Source organism: Pseudomonas sp. BN417, from assembly GCF_029871205.1.
In the GTDB taxonomy this organism is placed as follows: Bacteria; Pseudomonadota; Gammaproteobacteria; order Pseudomonadales; family Pseudomonadaceae; genus Metapseudomonas.
Genome location: NZ_SSOJ01000069.1, coordinates 1 through 19702 on the forward strand (window position 1 = coordinate 1; position 19702 = coordinate 19702).

Here is a 19702-nt window from a genome sequence, read left to right on the forward strand (position 1 = left end):
GCGCCGCTCCGGCTGCACCGGCATCGGCACCTGCTACTCCGGCAGTGCCGCCAGCCAGCCAGTCCTGAGCTGCATCGGTATGACGCAAACGCCCGGCCTAGGCCGGGCGTTTGCGTTTCAGGCGTCCAGGTAGCGCCTGGCCAGGCTCTCGGCAGCGTGGCGGGAGCCGGGACGCAAGTGCGGGGCGACCAGCATCATCACCTGATAGACCACCAGGCGGATCTCGCCGCCACTGCCGATCACCCGCTGGTAGTCGAGGGAGAACAGCAGGGTCAGGGTGATCTGCTCCACCAGTTGACCAAGGGCCTCGGTATCGCTGACGAGCTGGTGTTCGGCCTTGAGGCGGGCGAGCAGGGCGGCCAGGGTACGTTTGAGGTGGTTCAGCCAGTTGCGCATGCCGCGACCGAGTTTCGGCAGGCGCCCGGCGAGGTTGGACAGGTCCTGGAAAAGGAAGCGGTACTGCGCCAAGCGCTCGACAATCAGGTGCAGGAACAGCCAGTAATCCTCCTCGTCCAGCTGCGCCTCGGCCGGCGGGTCGAGCAGGGGTGCCAGCTCCTCCTGGAAGCGCTCGAACAGCGCCATCACCAGCGGCTCCTTGCCGTGGAAGTGGTAGTAGAGGTTGCCGGGACTGATGCCCAGCTCGGTGGCGATCTCCAGGGTGGTGACATTGGGCTCGCCATTGCGGTTGAACAGGTCGAGGGCGCATTCGAGGATGCGGTCGCGGGTCTTCATCCAGTCTTCTTTGCCAGGATTTTCTGATCGGGGTAAAGACTGGCCGGGCGCTTGCCCGGTCAGCCCGTGAAGTGGTCAGCGAATATGCACATAGGTGCCGGGCGCTGCTTCCATCGGCGGATGGTCCTGGTTGCCCAGGGCCATGATGGTTTCCCGCTGCTCGCCGGAGCGTTCCTGGACCCAGCCCAGCCACTTCGCCCACCAGCTGCCTTGCACGTGCTTGGCGTCGTAGTACCAGGCGCGCGGGTCGGAACTGAGCTTGGGGTTCTCGTAGTAGTTGGCCTTGGGGTTGCCCGGTGGGTTGAGGATGCTCTGGATGTGTCCGCTGTTGGACAGCACGAAGCGGCTGTCGCCGCCCAGCAGCATGGCCGAGCGGTAGACGGCATCCCAGGGGGTGATGTGGTCGTTGATGCCGGCGACGCTGAAGCTGTCCACGGTGACCTTCTGCAGGTCGATCGGCGTGCCGCAGATCTCCAGGCCGCCGCTGCGGGTCAGCGGGTTGTGCTTGAAGAAGTCCAGCATGTCGCCATGCAGCGCGGCGGGCAGGCGGGTGTTGTCGTTGTTCCAGTAGAGGATGTCGAAGGCCGGCGGCTGGCGTCCCATCAAGTAGTTGTTGACGAAATAGTTCCACACCAGGTCGTTGGGGCGCATCCAGGCGAAGACCTTGGCCATGTCCTTGCCTTCGAGCACACCGGCCTGGTAGGAGCGGCGCTTGGCGGCTTCCAGGGTCTGCTCGTCGGCGAAGAGTGCGGCGGGGCTGTCCACCTGGCTGTCCAGCAGGCTGACCAGGTAGGTGGCGCTACTGACTTTGCGCAGTTGCCGGCGCGCCTGCAGGTGGCCTTGCAGGGCGGCTATGGTCAGCCCGCCGGCGCAGGCGCCCATCAGGTTGACTTCCTTGCTGCCGGTGATGGCGCGGCAGGCATCCAGGGCTTCTTCCAGTGCCTGAACGTAAGTAGACAGGCCCCATTCGCGATGGCGTGCATCGGGATTGCGCCAGCTCACCACGAACACCTGCAGGCCGTTCTTCAGGGCGTACTGGACGAAGCTCCTTTCCGGCGCGAGATCGAAGATGTAGTACTTGTTGATCTGCGGCGGCACCACCAGCAGCGGCCGCAGGTACTGCTTCTCGCTCATGGGCTTGTACTGGATCAGTTCCAGGAGCTCGTTGCGGAATACCACGGCACCGGAGGTGTTGGCGAGGGTGCGGCCGATCTCGAAGGCGTGCTTGCTGACCTGGCTGGGCATGCCGTCGTTGTGCAGCAGGTCGTCCAGCAGGTGGCCGAGACCCTTGACCAGGCTGAGCCCGCCGGTGTTGAACAGTTCCTTCACCGCCAGTGGGTTGAGCAGGCTGTTGGTGGGCGCCAGTGCGTCGCTCAGCTGGGCCAGGACGAAACGGGCGCGGGCGCGGTCGTCGTCGCTGAGGTCGCTTTCCTCGATCCAGGCACTGAGCTGCCGCTGCCAGGCGAGGTAGACCTGCAGGCCACGGCGGTAGAAGGGGTTGTGCTGCCAGGAGGGGTCGGCGAAGCGGCTGTCCTGCGGGTTGGGCTGGTGCAGGGTGTCGCCGAGCAGCACGCGGCCGACCTGGCCACCGAAGGCGAGCACATGTCGTGCACTGTGCACCGGATGCCGCAGTCCGTGCAGCGCCAGGTTGCGTACTGTGGAGAACAGATCCTTGCCGCGCAGTCCGACGATGGCGTTCTGTGCGTTCATGAAGTTGGCAGGTGCCGGCAAGGTGCCCGGTATTTGTTTTTCTCGCATGGGGGCAACGCTCCGTATTCGGTCCGTGGTTCAGGAGGTCTACAGCAAGGCTTGTACCATCAGGAGCCCGAAGTGCATTCCAGACTATCGTGGGCAGAATTCAAGTTGATGACAGTGCGCACCGGTCTGGGTCGGGCGCCCGGCCCCCGCCCCACAAGGGAGCGGTGGCTGTTCAGTTGCTTCGCAGCGGCAACGCCTGGGGGTGGATAATCGCGCGTTGGCGCTCCTCGGCGAGGAACCTCATGATGATCGGCGCCACCGTTTCGGCGCGGGTCACGAGGAACAGGTGACCATCGTCGATCACATGAAGTTCCGCATTGGGGATGCGCCAGGCCAGCAGGCGCATGTTTACCAGCGGGATGATCGGGTCATCGTCGCCGGCCAGTACCAGGGTCGGCTGGTGGATGCGGTGCAGCCAGTGGATGCTGGTCCAGCCGAGGCCGGCGAACAGCTGCCAGTAGTAGCCCATCTTGCCGGAGGAGCGCACCTTGCTGGCGTGGGCCATCGCCAGGCTGGGGTCGCGGCGGAAGGCTCCGCCGTAGATGTCCGGGGCGATGTGCACGCCGTAGGAGGGCTGGATGTAGCGCCGCGGGCTCGCCATGCGCCAGAGCACCTTGGGCTTGCCCGGCACCATGACCGCGCCGGCCGAAGTGGCGGCGAGGATCAGCTTCTTGCAGCGCTCGGGATAATCGTGGGCGAACTGCTGGGCCAGGGCGCCACCCCAGGACACGCCGATGGCGTTGACCTGGCCGTAGTCCAGGTAGTCCAGCATGCGTGCGGCCAGCTTGGCCAGGCCGCAGAAGCGGTAGGGCATGCTCGGGGTCGAGGAGCCGCCGACACCGGGCACGTCGAAGGCGATCACTTCCAGGTCCGGGTCGAGCGCCTGGACGAAGGGGAACACCAGTTCCAGGTTGGCGCCGATGCCGTTGAAGATCAGCAACGGCGTCATGTGCGACTGACCGGGGCGGACGGCCGTGCGGATGGTCTGGCCGTCGAGGTCGATGGTTCGGAATACGAAAGGTAGCGACATGCGCAGGGCCCTAGTGATTAAAAGGCCGGAAGAGGCCTTCGCCGGCCTCCCCCGTGTCCGCCAGGCTGTGACTGGGCGTCGCCGCCGGCAGGTGCCGGCGGCGCGCAGGGCACATCCTGGTGCCATGGGCAGCGGTGCGCAGGGCGCAGGGTCTCATCGCTCGTGCACATAGGTACCGGGCGAGGCTTCACCGGCCGGATGGGCCCTGTTGCCCAGGGTGAATCTGGCTTTCTTGGTCTCGCCCGAGCGTTCGCCTATCCATTTCTGCCAGTGCAGCCACCAGGAGTCGGCATGCTTGGTGGCGTTTTCCAGCCAGGCCTTGGGATCGGCCACCATCTCGCTGCTGGTGGAGAAGCGTGCCTTCGGGTTGCCCGGCGGGTTGAGGATGCTCTGGATGTGCCCGCTGTTGGACAGCACGAACTCGCACTTGCCACCCAGCAGCCGCGCCGAACGGTAGCAGGCTTCCCAGGGGGTGATGTGGTCGTTTGTGCCGGCGAGGCAGTAGAAGTCGACGGTGACCTGCTTGAGATCGATGGGCGTGCCGCAGACTTCCAAGGCGTTGGAGCGGGTCAACGGGTTGGTCTTGAACATCTCCACCAGCTCGCCGTGGAGAGCGGCGGGCAAACGCGTGGTGTCGTTGTTCCAGTAGAGGATGTCGAAGGCCGGCGGTTCGTTGCCGAGCAGGTAGTTGTTGACCCAGTAGTTCCAGATCAGGTCGTTGGGGCGCATCCAGGCGAAGACTTTGGCCATGTCCTTGCCTTCCAGCACACCGGCCTGGTAGGAGCGGCGCTTGGCGGCTTCCAGCGTCTGCTCGTCGGCGAACAGGGCGACCTGGGTGTCGAGGTTGAAGTCGAGCACGCTGACCATCTGGGTGAAGGCGTTGACCTTGTGCTCGCCAATGGCCTGGTAGTGGCCGAGCAGGGCGACCGTGGTGATGCCGCCGGAGCAGGCGCCGAGGATGTTGAGGTCCTTGCTGCCGGTGATCTTGAGGATCACGTCGATGGCTTCCTTCAGCGCATCGATGTAGGTGGACAGGCCCCACTCGCGTTGTGCCTTGGTCGGGTTGCGCCAGCTGACGATGAAAGTCTGCAGGCCGCTGCGCAGGCAGAAGCGCGCCAGGCTCTTCTCCGGCGACAGGTCGAAGACGTAGAACTTGTTGATCTGTGGCGGCACCACCAGCAGAGGGCGCTCGTGCACGCTCTCGGTGATGGGCTTGTACTGGATCAGTTCCAGGACGTCATTGCGGAACACCACGGCGCCTTCGGTGGTGGCGAGGTTCTTGCCGACCTCGAAGGCGTCCATGTTCACCTGGCTGGGCATGCCGCCGTTGTTCACCAGATCCTTGGCCAGGTGGGAAAGGCCATCCAGCAGGCTCTTGCCGCCGGTCTCGAAGAAGCGCTTTACGGCAGCCGGGTTGGCCATGCTGTTGGTGGGCGCCATGGCTTCGGTCATCAGGTTGATGACGAAGTGCCCGCGGCTTGAGTCCTGCTCGCTGAGATTGCTCTGCTCTATCCAGCTGTGCAGCTCCTTGCGCCAGGCCAGGTAGGTTTGCATGTAACGCTTGTACAGCGGGTTCTGGCTCCAGGCCGGGTCATTGAAGCGGCGGTCGTCCGATTCCGGTTGCAGGCCGGACTGGCCGAGCAGCACGTTCTTCAGTTCCAGGCCGAAATGAGCGACGTGCTTGGCACTGTGAAAAGGTTGCTTGATGGCTTGCAACAGCACCATCCGCGCAGAAGACAGCAGATCCTTGCCACGAATCCCTATCACCGGGTTGAGGTTCAGGGTGTTGTCCGAGGCCTGGCGCTGCAGGTCTTCGTTGTTCTTGTTGCTCATCTACGACGCTCCATTGTCCTGAGTTGAACAGCGCCCTGACGGAGGCGGGCGCTAATTCGCTCGGGTTACCGGGAAGGCGAAGCGAACTTCGCGTATTTCACTGTATCTGGCGATGCCAAATGCATGGACCCTGCCAGAGTTTGGTTACCCGAGTTTTTCAATTTGCGCAAGCGGACCGCAGAGAGGTCGCCGCGGCGGGAGTATGTCGGGAGCTATTAGAAAATGCGCCCTAACCTTGGGCGGCAAGGGCTGGAATGGGGCGCGGCCTGCACCCCATCAGAGCATGAGCTTGACCACCGATTCGTCGGGGTCGCGGGAGCGGCCGGCGGCGGCGAGTTCCTGCAGGTAGTCGTTCCACAGCTCTTGCTGGCGGGTGGCGAGCTGGTAGAGGTAGTCCCAGGTGAACAGGCCGCTGTCATGGCCATCGTCGAAGGTCAATTTCAGCGCATAGTTTCCGGCGGGTTCGAGCTTGCTCAGGCCGACGTTCAGCTTGCCGTACTGGAGGATCGGCTTGCCGTGGCCCTGGACTTCGGCCGAAGGGGAGTGCACGCGCAGGAACTCGGCCGACAGGCTATAGCGCTCGTCCGGGCCGTATTCCAGCTCCAGGGTCCTGGAGGCCTTGTGCAGTTTGATGGCGGTGGGAATGCGCATGGGTAGCTCCAAGCCACAAGCCTCAAGCTACAAGTCGAAGCAGGAGTGCTTGCAGCTTGTAGCTTGTCGCTTGGGGCCGTTCTTAAAGGATATACCGCGACAGGTCTTCGTCCTGGGCCAGCTCGCCGAGGTGGCCATTGACATAGGCCGCATCGATGCGGATCGGCGTCTCGTCATGCTGCGCGGCCAGGTCGCCAGCGCTGAAGGAGACTTCTTCCAGCAGGCGTTCCAGCAGGGTGTGCAGACGGCGGGCACCGATGTTTTCGGTCTTCTCGTTGACCTGCCAGGCGATCTCGGCCAGGCGCTTGATGCCGTCCGGGGCGAACTCGATGTTCAGGCCTTCGACCTTCAGCAGCGCCGTGTACTGCTCGGTGAGCGAGGCGTGCGGCTCGGTGAGGATGCGCTCGAAGTCTTCCGGAGAGAGCGCCTTGAGCTCGACGCGGATCGGCAGGCGGCCCTGCAGCTCGGGGACCAGGTCGCTGGGCTTGGACAGGTGGAAGGCGCCGGAGGCAATGAACAGGATGTGGTCGGTCTTGATCATGCCCAGCTTGGTGTTCACGGTGCAGCCTTCGATCAGCGGCAGCAGGTCGCGCTGCACGCCCTCGCGGGACACATCGGCGCCGCCGACGTTGCCGCGCTTGGCCACCTTGTCGATCTCGTCGATGAAGACGATGCCATTCTGCTCCACCGCCTCCAGGGCGGCGGCCTTGAGCTCGTCCTCGTTGACCAGGCGCGCGGCTTCCTCGTCGCGCACCAGCTTCATGGCTTCCTTGACCTTCAGCTTGCGGCTCTTGCGCTTGCCCTTGCCGAGGTTGGAGAAGAGGTTCTGCAGCTGGTTGGTCATTTCCTCCATGCCGGGCGGCGCCATGATCTCCACGCCGGCCGGGGATTCGGCTACCTCGATGTCGATTTCCTTGTCGTCCAGCTGGCCTTCGCGCAGGCGCTTGCGGAACAGCTGGCGGGTGTTGGAGTCCTCGCGCGGCTGCTCGTCGCCAAAGCCGGTGCGGGCCGCGGGCAGCAGGGCGTCGAGGATGCGTTCCTCGGCGGCGTCCTCGGCGCGGTAGCGCACCTTGTGCATTTCCTGCTCGCGCATCATCTTCACCGCGGCATCGGCCAGGTCGCGGATGATCGACTCGACGTCGCGGCCGACATAGCCGACCTCGGTGAACTTGGTGGCTTCGACCTTGATGAAGGGCGCGTTGGCCAGCTTGGCCAGGCGACGGGCGATCTCGGTCTTGCCGACGCCGGTCGGGCCGATCATCAGAATGTTCTTCGGCGTCACCTCGGCGCGCAGCTCAAGCGGCAGCTGCATGCGCCGCCAGCGATTGCGCAGGGCGATGGCGACGGCGCGCTTGGCGTCGTCCTGGCCAACGATGTGGCGGTTGAGTTCGTGGACGATTTCGCGGGGCGTCATGGACATGAAAGGGGGCTCCATTGCGGGACGGCGACCTTACTCGGCGCTGTCCAGCTCCTCGATGGTCAGGTTCTGGTTGGTGAAGACACAAATGGAGCCGGCAATGTTCAATGCGGTCTCGGTGACTTCGCGGGCGGACAGTTCGGTGTGCTGCAGCAGCGCCATGGCAGCGGCCTGGGCGAAACCGCCGCCGGAGCCCATGGCGATCAGACCCTGCTCGGGTTCGACCACGTCGCCGTTGCCGGTGATGATCAGCGAGGCGTCCTTGTTGGCCACGGCGAGCATGGCCTCCAGGCGGCTCAGGGAACGGTCGGTACGCCAGTCCTTGGCCAGTTCGACGGCGGCCCGGACCAGGTGGCCCTGGTGTTTCTCCAGTTGGCCTTCGAAACGCTCGAACAGGGTGAAGGCGTCGGCGGTGGCGCCGGCAAAACCTGCCAGCACCTGGCCGTGGTAGAGGCGGCGGACCTTGCGGGCGTTGCTCTTCATCACGGTGTTGCCGAGGGAAACCTGGCCGTCGCCGCCCATGACGACTTTGCCGTTGCGGCGAACTGAAACGATGGTGGTCAAGGGGGGAGTCTCCACGCAGCGGGGCGAAATGCCCGAATGGAAACTCAGATGGGGGGCCTTGACCTACTTTTCAACCGGGCAAGGACGATCGGCAGGCTGGTGAAAAACTATCTGCGTTGCCGCTGCGTCGTTAAAAACAGACTCAAAATGCTCATTTACTACTCGTAAACTCCGCTTTTTCGTCTGTTTGACTCGCTGACGCTCGCCCTTCGGGCCAGCCTTCGGCTGTTACTCCCGTTGGTCGTTGTGCCTGGCAGCGACTGCCTCGCCAACGTTTTTCAACCAGCTGCCGGCGGCTCAACGGCTCTGGCGCTGCTGTAACAGCAGGTTGCTGAAGCCGCTGCCGGCCAGTTGCTTCTGCGCCGAGGAGAGCTGCTCGCGATTGGCGAAGGGACCCACCAGCACGCGGTACCAGGTTTCTTCGCGGACGGTGCCGGATTCCACCTGGACGTTCTGCCCGAGCAGGATGATCTGCGCACGCACCTTGTCGGCGTCATCGCGCTTGCGGAAGGAGCCGGCCTGGAGGAAGAACTGGTTGGTGATCGGCGCCTTGGCCACCACCGGCGGCGGGGGCGGGGTCTCGCCATTGAGCGCGGCCTGCGCACGTGCGGCGTCGATCTTGGCAGCTTCCTCGGGGCTGACCGGCTTCTGCGCCGGCGGCTGGGCCGGGGCCTGCTTGGGCACGGCTTCGGGCGGCACTATGACCTCCGACTCCGGCAGCAGGGTATAGAAGTCGTACTTCGGCTTCACCGGCTCCTGGGGCGGCAGTGTGGGCGTGGGCGTGGGCCTGGCCTGGGCCTTGCCGCTGCTGCCGGCGCCACTGCTGGCGTTGCCGCTGGCATTGCCGGCAGAGGCCTGCTCGGGCTTGGTCCGGCGTACTTCGTCGCGGCCGGGCTCCAATGTGTTCAGGAACATCACGAAGGCGCCTATGACCAGGCCCATGGCCAGCCAGACCCAGCCGGGGACGGGTTTGCGTGCGGGGGCCTGGTAGCGGCTGGCGCCGCGCTTGGGTGCCGGTTTCTTCTTCGCCATAGTCCGTTACATGCGTTCCAGGGTTTGCAGGCCGAGCAGTTCCAGGCCTTGCTTGAGGGTGCGGCCGGTCAGCGCGGCGAGGCGCAGGCGGCTCTGCTGGGTAGCCTGGTCCTCGGCCGTGAGGATCGGGCAGTTCTCGTAGAAGCTGGAGAACAGCCCGGCCAGGTCATAGAGGTAGGCGCAGAGGATATGCGGCACACCTTTCTCGGCGACGTTGCCGAGGGTGTCGGCGAACTGCGCCAGCTTGGCCGCCAGGGCCTGCTCCTGGTCGGCGGCGAGGATGATCTGGCCGTCCACCTCGGAGAAATCCTTGCCCAGCTTGCGGAACACGCTGGCCACGCGAGTGTAGGCGTAGAGCAGGTAGGGCGCAGTGTTGCCCTCGAAGCTCAGCATCAGCTCGAAGTTGAAGCTGTAGTCGCTGGTGCGGTGCTTGGACAGGTCGGCGTATTTCACCGCACCGATGCCCACGGCCTGGGCGATGCGGCGCAGCTCTGCCTCATCCAGCTCGGGGTTCTTCGCCTTGACCAGCTCAAAGGCGCGTTGCTCGGCCTCGTCCAGCAGGTCGATCAGCTTCACGGTGCCGCCGTCGCGGGTCTTGAAGGGGCGGCCGTCGGCACCGTTCATGGTGCCGAAGCCCATGTGCTCCATCTCGAAGGAGGCGGGCACGAAGCCGGCCAGGCGGGCGGCGGCGAAGACCATCTGGAAGTGCAGGGCCTGGCGCTGGTCGACGAAGTAGAGGGCGCGGTCGGCCTTGAGCACATTCGCCCGGTAGCGCGTGGCGGCCAGGTCGGTGGTGGCATAGAGGTAGCCGCCGCCGGCCTTCTGCACGATCAGCGGCAGCGGATTGCCCTCGGCGTTCTTGAACTCGTCCATGAACACGCACAGGGCGCCGTCGCTTTCGGTGAGCAGGCCCTTGGCCTTGAGGTCGGCGACCACGTTCGCCAGGTCGTCGTTGTAGGCACTCTCGCCCTTGACGTCGGCCATGGTGAGCTTCACCCCCAGGCGGTCGTAGACGGCCTGGCAGTGGCTCAGGGAAATGTCGTTGAAGCGGTGCCACAGACGCAGGCACTCGGCATCGCCGGCCTGCAGCTTGACCACCAGCTCACGGGCGCGGTCGGCGAACTCGGCGGATTCGTCGAAGCGCTTCTTCGCCGCGCGGTAGAAGCCTTCCAGGTCGGCCAGCTCGGCATCGCTGCCTACCGGCTGCTCCTGCATGTAGGCCAGCAGCATGCCGAACTGGGTGCCCCAGTCGCCTACGTGGTTCTGGCGGATCACGGTGTCGCCGAGGAATTCCAGAACGCGCGCCACGCCATCGCCGATGATGGTCGAACGCAAGTGGCCGACGTGCATTTCCTTGGCCAGGTTCGGTGCCGACAGATCGATGACCACTCGCTGCTGCGGGCCGTTCTTGCGCACGCCGAGGTGGTCATCGGCCAGGGCGGCCTCCAGGCGCTGGGCCAGGGCCTGGCTGTTCTGGAAGAAGTTGAGGAAGCCGGGGCCGGCGATCTCGACCTTGGACACCTGATCGTCCTGGGGCAGGGCCTGGATGAGTTTTTCGGCCAGGTCGCGCGGCTTCATGCCGGCCGGCTTGGCCAACATCATGGCGATGTTGCTGGCGAAGTCGCCGTGGCTCTTGTCCTTGGTGTTCTCCACCTGGATGGCCGGGCTGAGGCCCTCGGGCAGCACGCCTTCACTGGCGAGACGGGTCAGGGCTTGCTGGATCAGCTGGCGAATCGTGTCTTTCATCTTCTGCTCTTCCGGCCGCCCTCGGGAGGGCTGGCGCTGGTTGAAAACTGTGCATTATCGGCGTCCTGCGGCCGCAGCTTCAAGTTTTAAGCGGCAAGCTGCAAGCGCCGTGTCGCGCTATCGGTCGGGTTGGCTGCGGATCGGTGTTCGTTCAGAACAGGTCGATGGGGTCGATATCCAGCGACCAGCGCACCGTGCGGCCGCCGGGCAGTTGCTCCAGGGCCTGACTCCAGGGCGTCAGCAGGCGGTGCAGTGGCGCGCGGGCGTTGGCCTGCAACAACAACTGCGCGCGGAAGCGGCCGGCGCGGCGCTCCATGGGGGCCGGCACCGGGCCCAGCAACTCGACGTTGTTCAGACCCAGATCCGCCAGTTGCTGTTCGGCCTCGACGCAGGCGCTGTCGAGGAAATCCTCCGCCTGGCCGGGCTTGTGCGCTTCGGCACGCAGCAGCGCGAGGTGGGCGAAGGGGGGGAGACCGGCGGCGCGGCGCTCGCTGAGCGCCTGCTCGGCAAAGGCGAAGTAACCCTGTTCGGTGAGTTGCACCAGCAGCGGGTGTTCGGCCAGGTGGGTCTGGATGATCACCCGGCCCGGTTCTTCGGCGCGGCCGGCGCGACCGGCGACCTGGACGATGAGCTGGGCCATGCGCTCGCTGGCGCGGAAGTCGGCGGAGAACAGGCCGCCGTCGGCGTCGAGGATGGCCACCAGGGTCACCCTTGGGAAATGGTGCCCCTTGGCGAGCATCTGGGTGCCGACCAGGATGCAGGGTTCGCCGCGCTGGATGGTGGCGAACAACTTGTCCATGGCGTCCTTGCGCGCGGTGCTGTCGCGGTCGATGCGCAAGACCTGCGTTTTGGGGAAGAGGATCGCCAGGCGTTCCTCGGCGCGCTCGGTGCCGGCGCCGACGGGGCGCAGGTCGACCCGCCCGCAATCGGGGCAGCAGGCCGGCTGGCGCTGGGTATGGCCGCAGTGGTGGCAACGCAGCTCGTTGAAGCGCTGGTGCAGGGTCATGCGCGCGTCGCAGCGCGGGCACTGGCTGATCCAGCCGCAGTCGTGGCACAGCAGGGTGGGCGCGAAGCCGCGGCGATTGAGGAACACCAGCACCTGCTGGCCGGCGGCCAGGGTCTGGGCGATGGCCTGTTGCAGCGGCATGGAGATGCCGGAGTCCAGCGGCAGGCTCTTGACGTCCAGGCGCAGGAAACGTGGTTGCTTGGCGCCACCGGCACGCTGGGTCAGGCGCAGCAGGCCATAGCGGCCGGCGTGGGCATTCTGCAGGCTTTCCAGGGACGGCGTGGCCGAGCCCAGCAGGATCGGGATGTTCTCCTGGCGGGCGCGCACCAGGGCCAGGTCGCGGGCGTGATAGCGCAGGCCTTCCTGCTGCTTATAGGAGGCATCGTGTTCCTCGTCGATGATGATCAGCCCGGGGTTCTTCAGCGGGGTGAACAGTGCCGAACGGGTGCCGATGACGATGTCGGCCTCGCCATCGCGGGCGGCCAGCCAGGCGTCCAGGCGCTCGCGATCGTTCACCGCCGAGTGCAGCAGGGCGATCCGCGCGTTGAAGCGCCGCGAGAAGCGCTCCAGGGTCTGCGGGCCGAGGTTGATCTCGGGAATCAGCACCAGGGCCTGTTTGCCGGCCTCCAGGGTCTGGCGGATGAGCTGCAGGTAGACCTCGGTCTTGCCGCTGCCGGTGACCCCCGCCAACAGCAGGGCGTTGAAGCTGCCGAAGGAGGCGTGCACCGCATCGAAGGCGGCGCGCTGTTCCGGGTTGAGCGGCAGTTCCGGCTGGGCCAGCAAGGGTCCGTGGCGTTCGCTGGAAGCGTGACGGCGCACTTCGACCCGCACCAGGCCTTTCTTCAGCAGCAGGTCGAGGCTGTCCTTGTTCAGCTGCAGTTGGCCGAGCAGCTGGTGCGCGACGCCGTGGGGATGCTGGGCGAGGGTGGCCAGGGCCTGGCGCTGGCGCGGCGCGCGGGCCAGGCGCGGGTCGTCGAGGCTGGCGCCGGGAACGGCATGCCAGAAACGCTCCTGCCGCGACTCCGCCGGTTCGCCCTGGCGCAGCAGCACCGGTAGCGCCCAGCTCAGGGTGTCGCCCAGACTGTGCTGGTAGTACTGCGCGGTCCACAGGCACAGCTTGAACAGGGCGGGCGGCAGGGGCGGGCGGCTGTCCAGCAGTTCCAGGGCAGACTTGAGCTTGTCCGCCGGCACGTCGCTTCGTTCGGCCAGCTCCACCAGCACGCCGATGATCTCGCGACGGCCGAAGGGCACGCGCAGGCGCACGCCCGGCTGCAGGGCGGCACGTGGCACCCCGGCGGGCGCCCGATAGTCGAACAGGCGGCGCAGGGGCGAGGGCAGGGCGAGGCGCAGGATGGGGGCGTTCGAAGTGGCGTCGGGCAAGCGGGCGGTCCTTTTCGAAGAGGCGCGATCTTAGCACGGCGCGGCACGACAGCCGGCGCGGCTGGCGGCTTGCAACGCCCCTTCACTCTGGTATCATCCGCCGCCTGTTTCCGTGCGGTGCTCGACATAGGGTCGGGTGGCGGCACGCCAGACCTGAGGATCATGCAATGAAACCGGAAATCCATCCCGAATACGTCGCGATCGAAGCTACCTGCAGCTGCGGCAACGTCATCAAGACTCGCTCCACCCTCGGCAAGAACATCAGCCTCGACGTGTGCTCCGAGTGCCACCCGTTCTACACCGGCAAGCAGAAAGTGCTGGACACCGGCGGCCGTATCGATCGCTTCAAGCAGCGTTTCGGCGTGTTCGGCGCCAAGTAAGGGCTCGAGCAGCCCGGGAAGGCCGAATGGCCAAGTCCCCGCTGACGAAAAAGGCGCCTCTAGCAGGCGCCTTTTTCTTTTTTCTGGTCCTGGGTTTTCCTCTCCAGGCCGCCTGCCCGATCCCGGGCAAGCTTCCTACCTATAAAGTCAGACAGGTCGTCGATGGCGACACGCTGCGGCTGGTCGATGGCCGAAGCGTTCGCCTGATCGGTCTGAACGCGCCAGAGATCGCTCGCAAGGGGCGGCGGGCAGAACCCTATGCCGAGGCAGCCCGCAAGCGTCTGCAGGAGTTGGTGCAGGCCAGTCAAGGGCAGGTGGGGCTGCGCCTCGGGCGCGAGTCGCAGGACCGCTATGGCCGTACCCTCGCGCATCTCTATGACGACCGTGGCCGCAATCTGGAGGAGCGCCTGCTCGCCGAGGGGCTGGGCCTGCGCGTCATCATCGCGCCGAATGCCGCGCTCAGCGAATGCCACGCCGTCGCCGAGCACGAAGCCAGGCGGGCCGGTCGCGGCCTGTGGCGGGGCGCGCCAGCGCAATCGCCCTGGCAGTTGCGGCAGTCCGGCTTCGCCTTGCTGCAGGGACGGGTGACCCGGGTCGAACGCAACCGCGGCGGGCTCTGGCTGCAGTTGGATGGGCCCGTGGTACTGCGCATCGAACCGAAGCGGCTGCGCCAGTTCGATAGCAAGTCCATGCAGGGACTGGTGGGGCGTCGGGTGGAGGCGCGGGGCTGGGTAATTGACCGCGCGCGCGCGGGCGGCGTAAAAACTGGGAAATCCCGCTGGATGCTTCCGCTCACTCATCACGCAATGCTCGAGGTGCTTCAATGAAATGGCCCGCGCTCAGTCTGGCGCTGCTGCTGGCTTCATCCCTGTTGGTCGGTTGCGCGGTCAATCCGGCCACGGGGCGCACCAACTTCGTGATGATGAGCGAGCAGCAGGAGCTCGACCTGGGCCGCCGCTATAACCAGGAAATCGCCAAGGAGAATCCGCGCTACGCCGACGAAAAGCTCCAGGCCTATGTCCAGCAGGTGGGGCAACGGGTCGCCGTGCATAGCCATCGCACTAACCTCACCTACCACTTCACGGTGGTCGACTCGCCGGACATCAATGCCTTCGCCCTGCCGGGCGGCTACATCTATATCCATCGCGGCCTGCTCGCCTATCTCAACTCCGAAGCCGAGCTGGCGGCGGTGCTGGGGCATGAGGTGGGACATGTCACTGCGCGCCACAGCGTGCAGCAGCAGAGCCAGTCCACTGCGTGGAACATCCTCGGTCAGGCGGTCGCCATCGGCACCGGCGTCGGCGCCGCCGGCGACCTGACCAATGTGGTGGGTACCGCCTTCGTGCGCGGCTATGGCCGCGATATGGAGCTGGAGGCCGATGGCCTGGGCGCCCAGTATCTGGCGCGCAGCGGCTATGACCCGCAGGCGATGATCGAGGTAGTCAAGGTACTGAAGAACCAGGACGATTTCGCTCGCGACCAGGCGCGGAGCAAGGGACAGCCAGCGCCGCCTTCCGGCTATCACGGCGTATTCGATACCCACCCGGACAGCGACACCCGTCTGCAGCAGGTGGTCGGACCGGCCAAGGCCCTTGCCGGCGGCAGCCAGGTGGTCAACCGCGAGGTCTTCCTCGAGCATCTGGAGGGCCTGCCCTTCGGCGACTCGGCGGAAACCGGCGTGCGCCGTGGTCAGGATTTCTATCACACGGGGCTCGATTTCACCCTGCACTTCCCGGAGGGCTGGGGCTTGGTCAACCGCCCCGATGCGGTGATCGCCCACAGCGCCGACCAGATGGCCTTCATCGCCATGTCCATGGATGGGCGCAAGCCGAGCGCGGCTCCTGCGGACTACTTGCGGCAGAAGGCCGGCGCCCAGCGCCTGGCCATGGAGGAGCCGCTGCAGCAGGCCGGCCTGCAAGGCGCAACGGCCGTGCTGCCGGGTAACCCGGCGCGGCGCGTGGCGGTGATCTACAAGGACGACAAGGCTTACCTCTTCGTCGGCGCTATCCGTAGCCGGGCGTCCCTGGAAAGCGAGGACGGGAACTTCCTCGCGGTGATCAGGAGCTTCCGTCCGCTGAAGAAGGAAGAGCTGGCCCTGGCCCAGCCACTGCGCCTGCACCTGATCCAGGTGAAGGCCGGGCAGAGCATCGCCAGCCTGGCCCGGGACAGCAAGTTGCCGGGGTCGAAAGCTGATGTGGAAAATCGTATTCGATTACTGAATAATTTGTATCCAATCGACGAACCGAAGCCAGGGGATTGGCTTAAAGTCGTACGCTAGAGGGGTTGACGCGGGGTGACTGAACGGTCTTGTTAGCCCCCGACATCTTGCGTATGCTCGCCCGTCACGTCTGTCACAAGCAAAAGCGGAAATGCCAAAATGTCTGATCTGAAAACGGCCGCTCTCGAATACCATGCCCAACCCCGTCCCGGGAAACTCAGCGTCGAGCTGACCAAGCCGACCGCCACCGCCCGCGACCTGTCGCTGGCCTACAGCCCGGGCGTCGCCGAGCCGGTACGCGAAATCGCGCGTGATCCCGAGCTGGCCTTCAAGTACACCGGCAAGGGTAATCTGGTAGCGGTAATTTCCGACGGCACGGCAATCCTCGGTCTGGGCAACCTCGGCCCGCTGGCCTCCAAGCCGGTAATGGAAGGCAAGGGTGTTCTCTTCAAGCGGTTCGCTGGTATCGACGTGTTCGACATCGAGGTGGACGCTGAGAGCCCGCAGGCCTTCATCGACACCGTCAAGCGCATCTCCATCACCTTCGGCGGCATCAACCTCGAAGACATCAAGGCCCCCGAGTGCTTCGAGATCGAGCGCACCCTGATCGAGCAGTGCGACATCCCGGTGTTCCACGATGACCAGCACGGTACCGCCATCGTGACCGCTGCCGGCATGCTCAACGCCCTGGAAATCGCCGGCAAGAGCCTGGGCGAAGCCAGGATCGTCTGCCTGGGCGCCGGCGCCGCCGCCATCTCCTGCATGAAGCTGCTGGTGAGCATGGGTGCCAAGGTCGAGAACATCTTCATGATCGACCGCAAGGGCGTGATCCATGCCGGCCGTGACGACCTGAACCAGTACAAGGCGGTATTCGCTCACGAGACCGACAAGCGCACCCTGTCCGAAGCCCTGGACGACGCTGACGTATTCGTCGGCCTGTCCGGCGCCAACCTGCTGAGCCCGGAAGACCTGAAGCGCATGGCGCCCAACCCCATCGTCTTCGCGTGCTCCAATCCGGACCCGGAAATCAAGCCGGAACTGGCCCACGAGACCCGCAACGACGTGATCATGGCCACCGGTCGCTCCGACTACCCGAACCAGGTCAACAACGTGCTGGGCTTCCCCTTCATCTTCCGTGGTGCGCTGGACGTGCGCGCCACCCGTATCAACGAAGAGATGAAGATCGCCGCCGCCAACGCCCTGCGCGAACTGGCCAAGCTGCCGGTGCCGAAGGATGTTTGCGATGCCTACGGTGTGGCTTCCCTGGAATTCGGTCGTGAGTACATCATTCCGAAGCCCATGGACAAGCGCCTGATCACCGTCGTGTCCGATGCCGTGGCCAAGGCCGCCATCGAGTCCGGCGTGGCGACCCTGCCCTATCCGAAGCACTACCCGCTGACCTCGGTGGATGACGTGTTCAACGGCTAAGTCGAGTCCCAATAAAAAGCCCCGCAATCGCGGGGCTTTTTATTGGGCGCCTGTTTCGTCAGAACAGGTCGATGGGCGCGGCTTCGTCCGCTGGTAGTGGGCTGCCGGGAATGGCCAGGCCGGGCTCCAGTTCGCTCATGGGCGGTGGCGTGTCTTCACTCTTGAACAGCTCGAAGAACCCATCCGGCGTGCCTGGACTGGCGGCGCGGCCGCTGAGCGGGTCGATGCGCAGGGTCAGCAGGCCGGCGGGCTCCGGCTGGGCATGGGCCGGCTTGTCCTTCAGGGCGGCGCTCATGTAGCTCATCCAGATCGGCAGGGCCACGGTGCCGCCGTACTCGTGGCGGCCCAGGCTTTCCGGCTGGTCGAAGCCGACCCAGACGGTGGTGACGTAGTCGGCGTTGTAGCCGGAGAACCAGCTGTCCTTGGATTCGTTGGTGGTCCCGGTCTTGCCGGCGATGTCGGCGCGGCCCATGGACAGGGCGCGGCGGCCGGTGCCGCGCTTGATCACGTCCTGCAGCATGCTGTTGAGGATGTAGGTGGTGCGCGGGTCGACGATGCGCTCGGCGACGGCGGGTGCCTGGGCATGCGGCGCTGAGGTGGCCGCCGAAGCGAGCAGGGTGTCCGGCGCGGCGGCGGTCTGCGCCACGTCGTTGGGCTGGGCCTCGTCCTGGGGGACTCGCGGCGGGTTGGCGACGAACAGGGTCTTGCCGTCGCGGCTCTCGATGCGTTCGATCAGGTACGGTTGCACCTTGTAACCACCATTGGCGAAGGTGCTCCAGCCACCGGCGATCTCCAGCGGGGTGAGGTTGGCGGTGCCTAGGGCCAGGGACAGGTTCCGCGGTAGGTCGTCCTTGCTGAAGCCGAAGCGACTGACGTAGTTCAGCGCGTAGTCGATGCCGATGGCCTGAAGCACGCGGATCGATACCAGGTTGCGCGACTTGTACAGGGCTTCGCGCAGGCGGATCGGACCGAGGAAGGTGTTGTTGTCGTTCTTCGGCCTCCAGGCTTCCTCCATGCCGGCTTCATGGAAGACGATGGGGGCGTCGTTGACCAGGCTGGCGGCGGTGAAGCCGTTGTCCAGCGCCGCGCTATAGAGGAAGGGTTTGAAGCTGGAGCCCGGCTGGCGCTTGGCCTGGGCGGCGCGGTTGTAGTTGCTTTGCTCGAAGGAGAAGCCGCCGACCAGGGAGCGGATGGCGCCGTCGTTCGGGTCCAGTGAAACCAGGGCGCTCTGCGCTGCCGGCAGCTGGACGAAGCGCAAGCTGCCATCGGCCTGGCGCTGCACGCGAACCATATCGCCGATCTGGGCGACGTCGGCTGGCTGCTGCGGGCGCGGTCCCAGGCTGTTGGTGTTGAGGAAGGGGCGGGCCCATTTCATGCTGTCCCAGCCCACCGCTTCTTCCTGGCCGCTGCGGGTGAGGACGAGGATACCGCTTTTCTCCACCTGGGTGACGATGGCCGGCTCCAGGCCGCCAAGGGCTTTCTGCTTGGCCAGTTCCTGCAACCAGGTCTCCCGGGTCATGCCGGGGAGACGGGTTTCCGGGCCGCGGTAGCCGTGGCGCTGGTCGTACTCCAGCAGGCCTTCGCGCAGTGCGCTGTTGGCGACTTCCTGCAGATTGCTGGGTACGGTGGTGGTCACGCGGAAGCCTTCGGTGTAGGCGTCGCTGCCATAGCGGCCGACCATTTCGGCGCGCGCCATCTCGGCGATGTAGGGGGCTGCCAGTTCTGGGGTGGGGACGTGGTAGCTGGCGTCGATCGGCTCGTTGATGGCCTGCTGGAAGCGTGCCTCATCGATGCGGCCGAGCTTGTACATGCGGCCGAGGATCCAGTCGCGACGTTCCTTGCTGCGGGTCGGATTGACCAGCGGATTGAAGCGCGACGGGGCCTTGGGCAGGCCGGCGATCATGGCCATTTGCGCCAGGCTGAGTTCGCGGATGGACTTGCCGTAATAGACCTGGGCGGCGGCCTCTATACCGTAAGCGCGGTTACCCAGGTAGATCTTGTTCACATAAAGTTCAAGAATCTCGTCTTTGCTGAGTTCTCGTTCAATTTGCAAGGCCAGCAATATTTCATTGATCTTGCGCGAGAAACTTCTTTCGCTGGTGAGGAAGTAGTTCTTCGCCACCTGCATGGTGATGGTGCTGCCGCCCGTCTGGATGTGGCCGGTCTTCAATAATTGAGTGGCAGCGCGCATCAGGCTGGTGAGGTCGACGCCATAATGGTTCGCGAAATTGTCGTCCTCGGCGGCCAGCAGGGCCTGGATGAAATCCGGCGGGATATCGGCGAAGCGCACGGGGGATCGACGCATTTCGCCGAATTCAGCAATGAGTTTGCCGTCGTTGCTGAAGACCCTGAGGGGGATCTGCAGCTGGATTCTCCGCAGCGAGTCCACGGACGGAAGGCTGGGGCTAAGATAGAGGAAGGCGCCGCTGAAACTGAGCAACAGGCCACAGAAAACGGCGACGAAGGACCACCAGAAGAACTTCAGCAGGCGCATCAAGGCTTGTGGATTTCCAAGTAAAAGAATGAG

15 protein-coding genes are annotated in these 19702 nt (G+C 65.2%); 4 read left to right on the plus strand and 11 right to left on the minus strand.

All coding sequences use genetic code 11. From position 1 onward, the window contains the following. Positions 1 to 117: 117 nt before the first annotated feature. The 10 genes from E8F11_RS07435 to E8F11_RS07480 all read right to left on the minus strand — a co-directional run bounded on the left by E8F11_RS07435 (position 118) and on the right by E8F11_RS07480 (position 13122). Positions 118 to 732: a TetR/AcrR family transcriptional regulator gene (locus tag E8F11_RS07435; RefSeq protein WP_280288197.1), complete on the minus strand. Its 615-nt coding sequence runs from the start codon at positions 730 to 732 to the stop codon at positions 118 to 120. A gap of 75 nt (positions 733 to 807) precedes the next feature. Beyond that, positions 808 to 2490 carry a class II poly(R)-hydroxyalkanoic acid synthase gene (gene phaC, locus E8F11_RS07440; RefSeq protein ID WP_280288198.1) on the minus strand — a complete coding sequence of 561 codons (1683 nt, stop codon included), beginning with the start codon at positions 2488 to 2490 and terminating at the stop codon, positions 808 to 810. Between the two features lie 172 nt (positions 2491 to 2662). Further along, positions 2663 to 3520 (minus strand): poly(3-hydroxyalkanoate) depolymerase, encoded by an 858-nt coding sequence (phaZ, locus tag E8F11_RS07445; protein WP_280288200.1) that lies wholly within the window; start codon positions 3518 to 3520, stop codon positions 2663 to 2665. Between the two features lie 153 nt (positions 3521 to 3673). Continuing rightward, positions 3674 to 5353, minus strand: a complete 1680-nt coding sequence (phaC, locus tag E8F11_RS07450) for a class II poly(R)-hydroxyalkanoic acid synthase (protein ID WP_280288201.1) — start codon at positions 5351 to 5353, stop codon at positions 3674 to 3676. Between the two features lie 276 nt (positions 5354 to 5629). Then, positions 5630 to 6004: a DUF971 domain-containing protein gene (locus E8F11_RS07455; protein WP_280288202.1), complete on the minus strand. Its 375-nt coding sequence runs from the start codon at positions 6002 to 6004 to the stop codon at positions 5630 to 5632. An 82-nt stretch (positions 6005 to 6086) separates the two neighbouring features. Then, on the minus strand, positions 6087 to 7424 hold the full coding sequence (gene hslU / locus E8F11_RS07460; protein WP_280288203.1) for an HslU--HslV peptidase ATPase subunit: 1338 nt from the start codon (positions 7422 to 7424) through the stop codon (positions 6087 to 6089). 30 nt (positions 7425 to 7454) lie between these two features. After that, positions 7455 to 7985 carry an ATP-dependent protease subunit HslV gene (gene hslV, locus E8F11_RS07465; RefSeq protein WP_280288204.1) on the minus strand — a complete coding sequence of 177 codons (531 nt, stop codon included), beginning with the start codon at positions 7983 to 7985 and terminating at the stop codon, positions 7455 to 7457. A 297-nt stretch (positions 7986 to 8282) separates the two neighbouring features. Continuing rightward, positions 8283 to 9017, minus strand: a complete 735-nt coding sequence (locus E8F11_RS07470) for an SPOR domain-containing protein (protein ID WP_280288205.1) — start codon at positions 9015 to 9017, stop codon at positions 8283 to 8285. Positions 9018 to 9023: 6 nt separating this feature from the next. Beyond that, on the minus strand, positions 9024 to 10763 hold the full coding sequence (argS, locus tag E8F11_RS07475) for an arginine--tRNA ligase (protein ID WP_280288206.1): 1740 nt from the start codon (positions 10761 to 10763) through the stop codon (positions 9024 to 9026). A 151-nt stretch (positions 10764 to 10914) separates the two neighbouring features. After that, positions 10915 to 13122 (minus strand): primosomal protein N', encoded by a 2208-nt coding sequence (locus E8F11_RS07480; protein ID WP_280288276.1) that lies wholly within the window; start codon positions 13120 to 13122, stop codon positions 10915 to 10917. A gap of 194 nt (positions 13123 to 13316) precedes the next feature. Here E8F11_RS07480 and rpmE point away from each other — a divergent pair, with 194 nt between their 5' ends. The 4 genes from rpmE to E8F11_RS07500 all read left to right on the plus strand — a co-directional run bounded on the left by rpmE (position 13317) and on the right by E8F11_RS07500 (position 17175). Next, entirely contained in the window at positions 13317 to 13529 is a 213-nt protein-coding gene (rpmE, locus tag E8F11_RS07485) for a 50S ribosomal protein L31 (protein WP_003453200.1), read from the plus strand. Between the two features lie 26 nt (positions 13530 to 13555). Beyond that, on the plus strand, positions 13556 to 14356 hold the full coding sequence (locus E8F11_RS07490) for a thermonuclease family protein (protein WP_280288207.1): 801 nt from the start codon (positions 13556 to 13558) through the stop codon (positions 14354 to 14356). Beyond that, entirely contained in the window at positions 14353 to 15807 is a 1455-nt protein-coding gene (locus tag E8F11_RS07495; RefSeq protein ID WP_280288208.1) for a M48 family metalloprotease, read from the plus strand. Before E8F11_RS07490 ends, E8F11_RS07495 begins: the two co-directional genes overlap by 4 nt. 99 nt (positions 15808 to 15906) lie before the next feature. After that, the gene (locus E8F11_RS07500; protein WP_280288209.1) at positions 15907 to 17175 is read left to right on the plus strand and encodes a malic enzyme-like NAD(P)-binding protein; all 1269 of its coding nucleotides are present in this window, start codon (positions 15907 to 15909) and stop codon (positions 17173 to 17175) included. A gap of 58 nt (positions 17176 to 17233) precedes the next feature. Here the strand turns inward: E8F11_RS07500 and E8F11_RS07505 are convergent, their stop codons facing one another. After that, a complete protein-coding gene (locus tag E8F11_RS07505) occupies positions 17234 to 19669 on the minus strand; it encodes a penicillin-binding protein 1A (protein WP_280288210.1) in 2436 nt (811 codons plus the stop codon). Between the last annotated feature and the right edge of the window lie 33 nt (positions 19670 to 19702).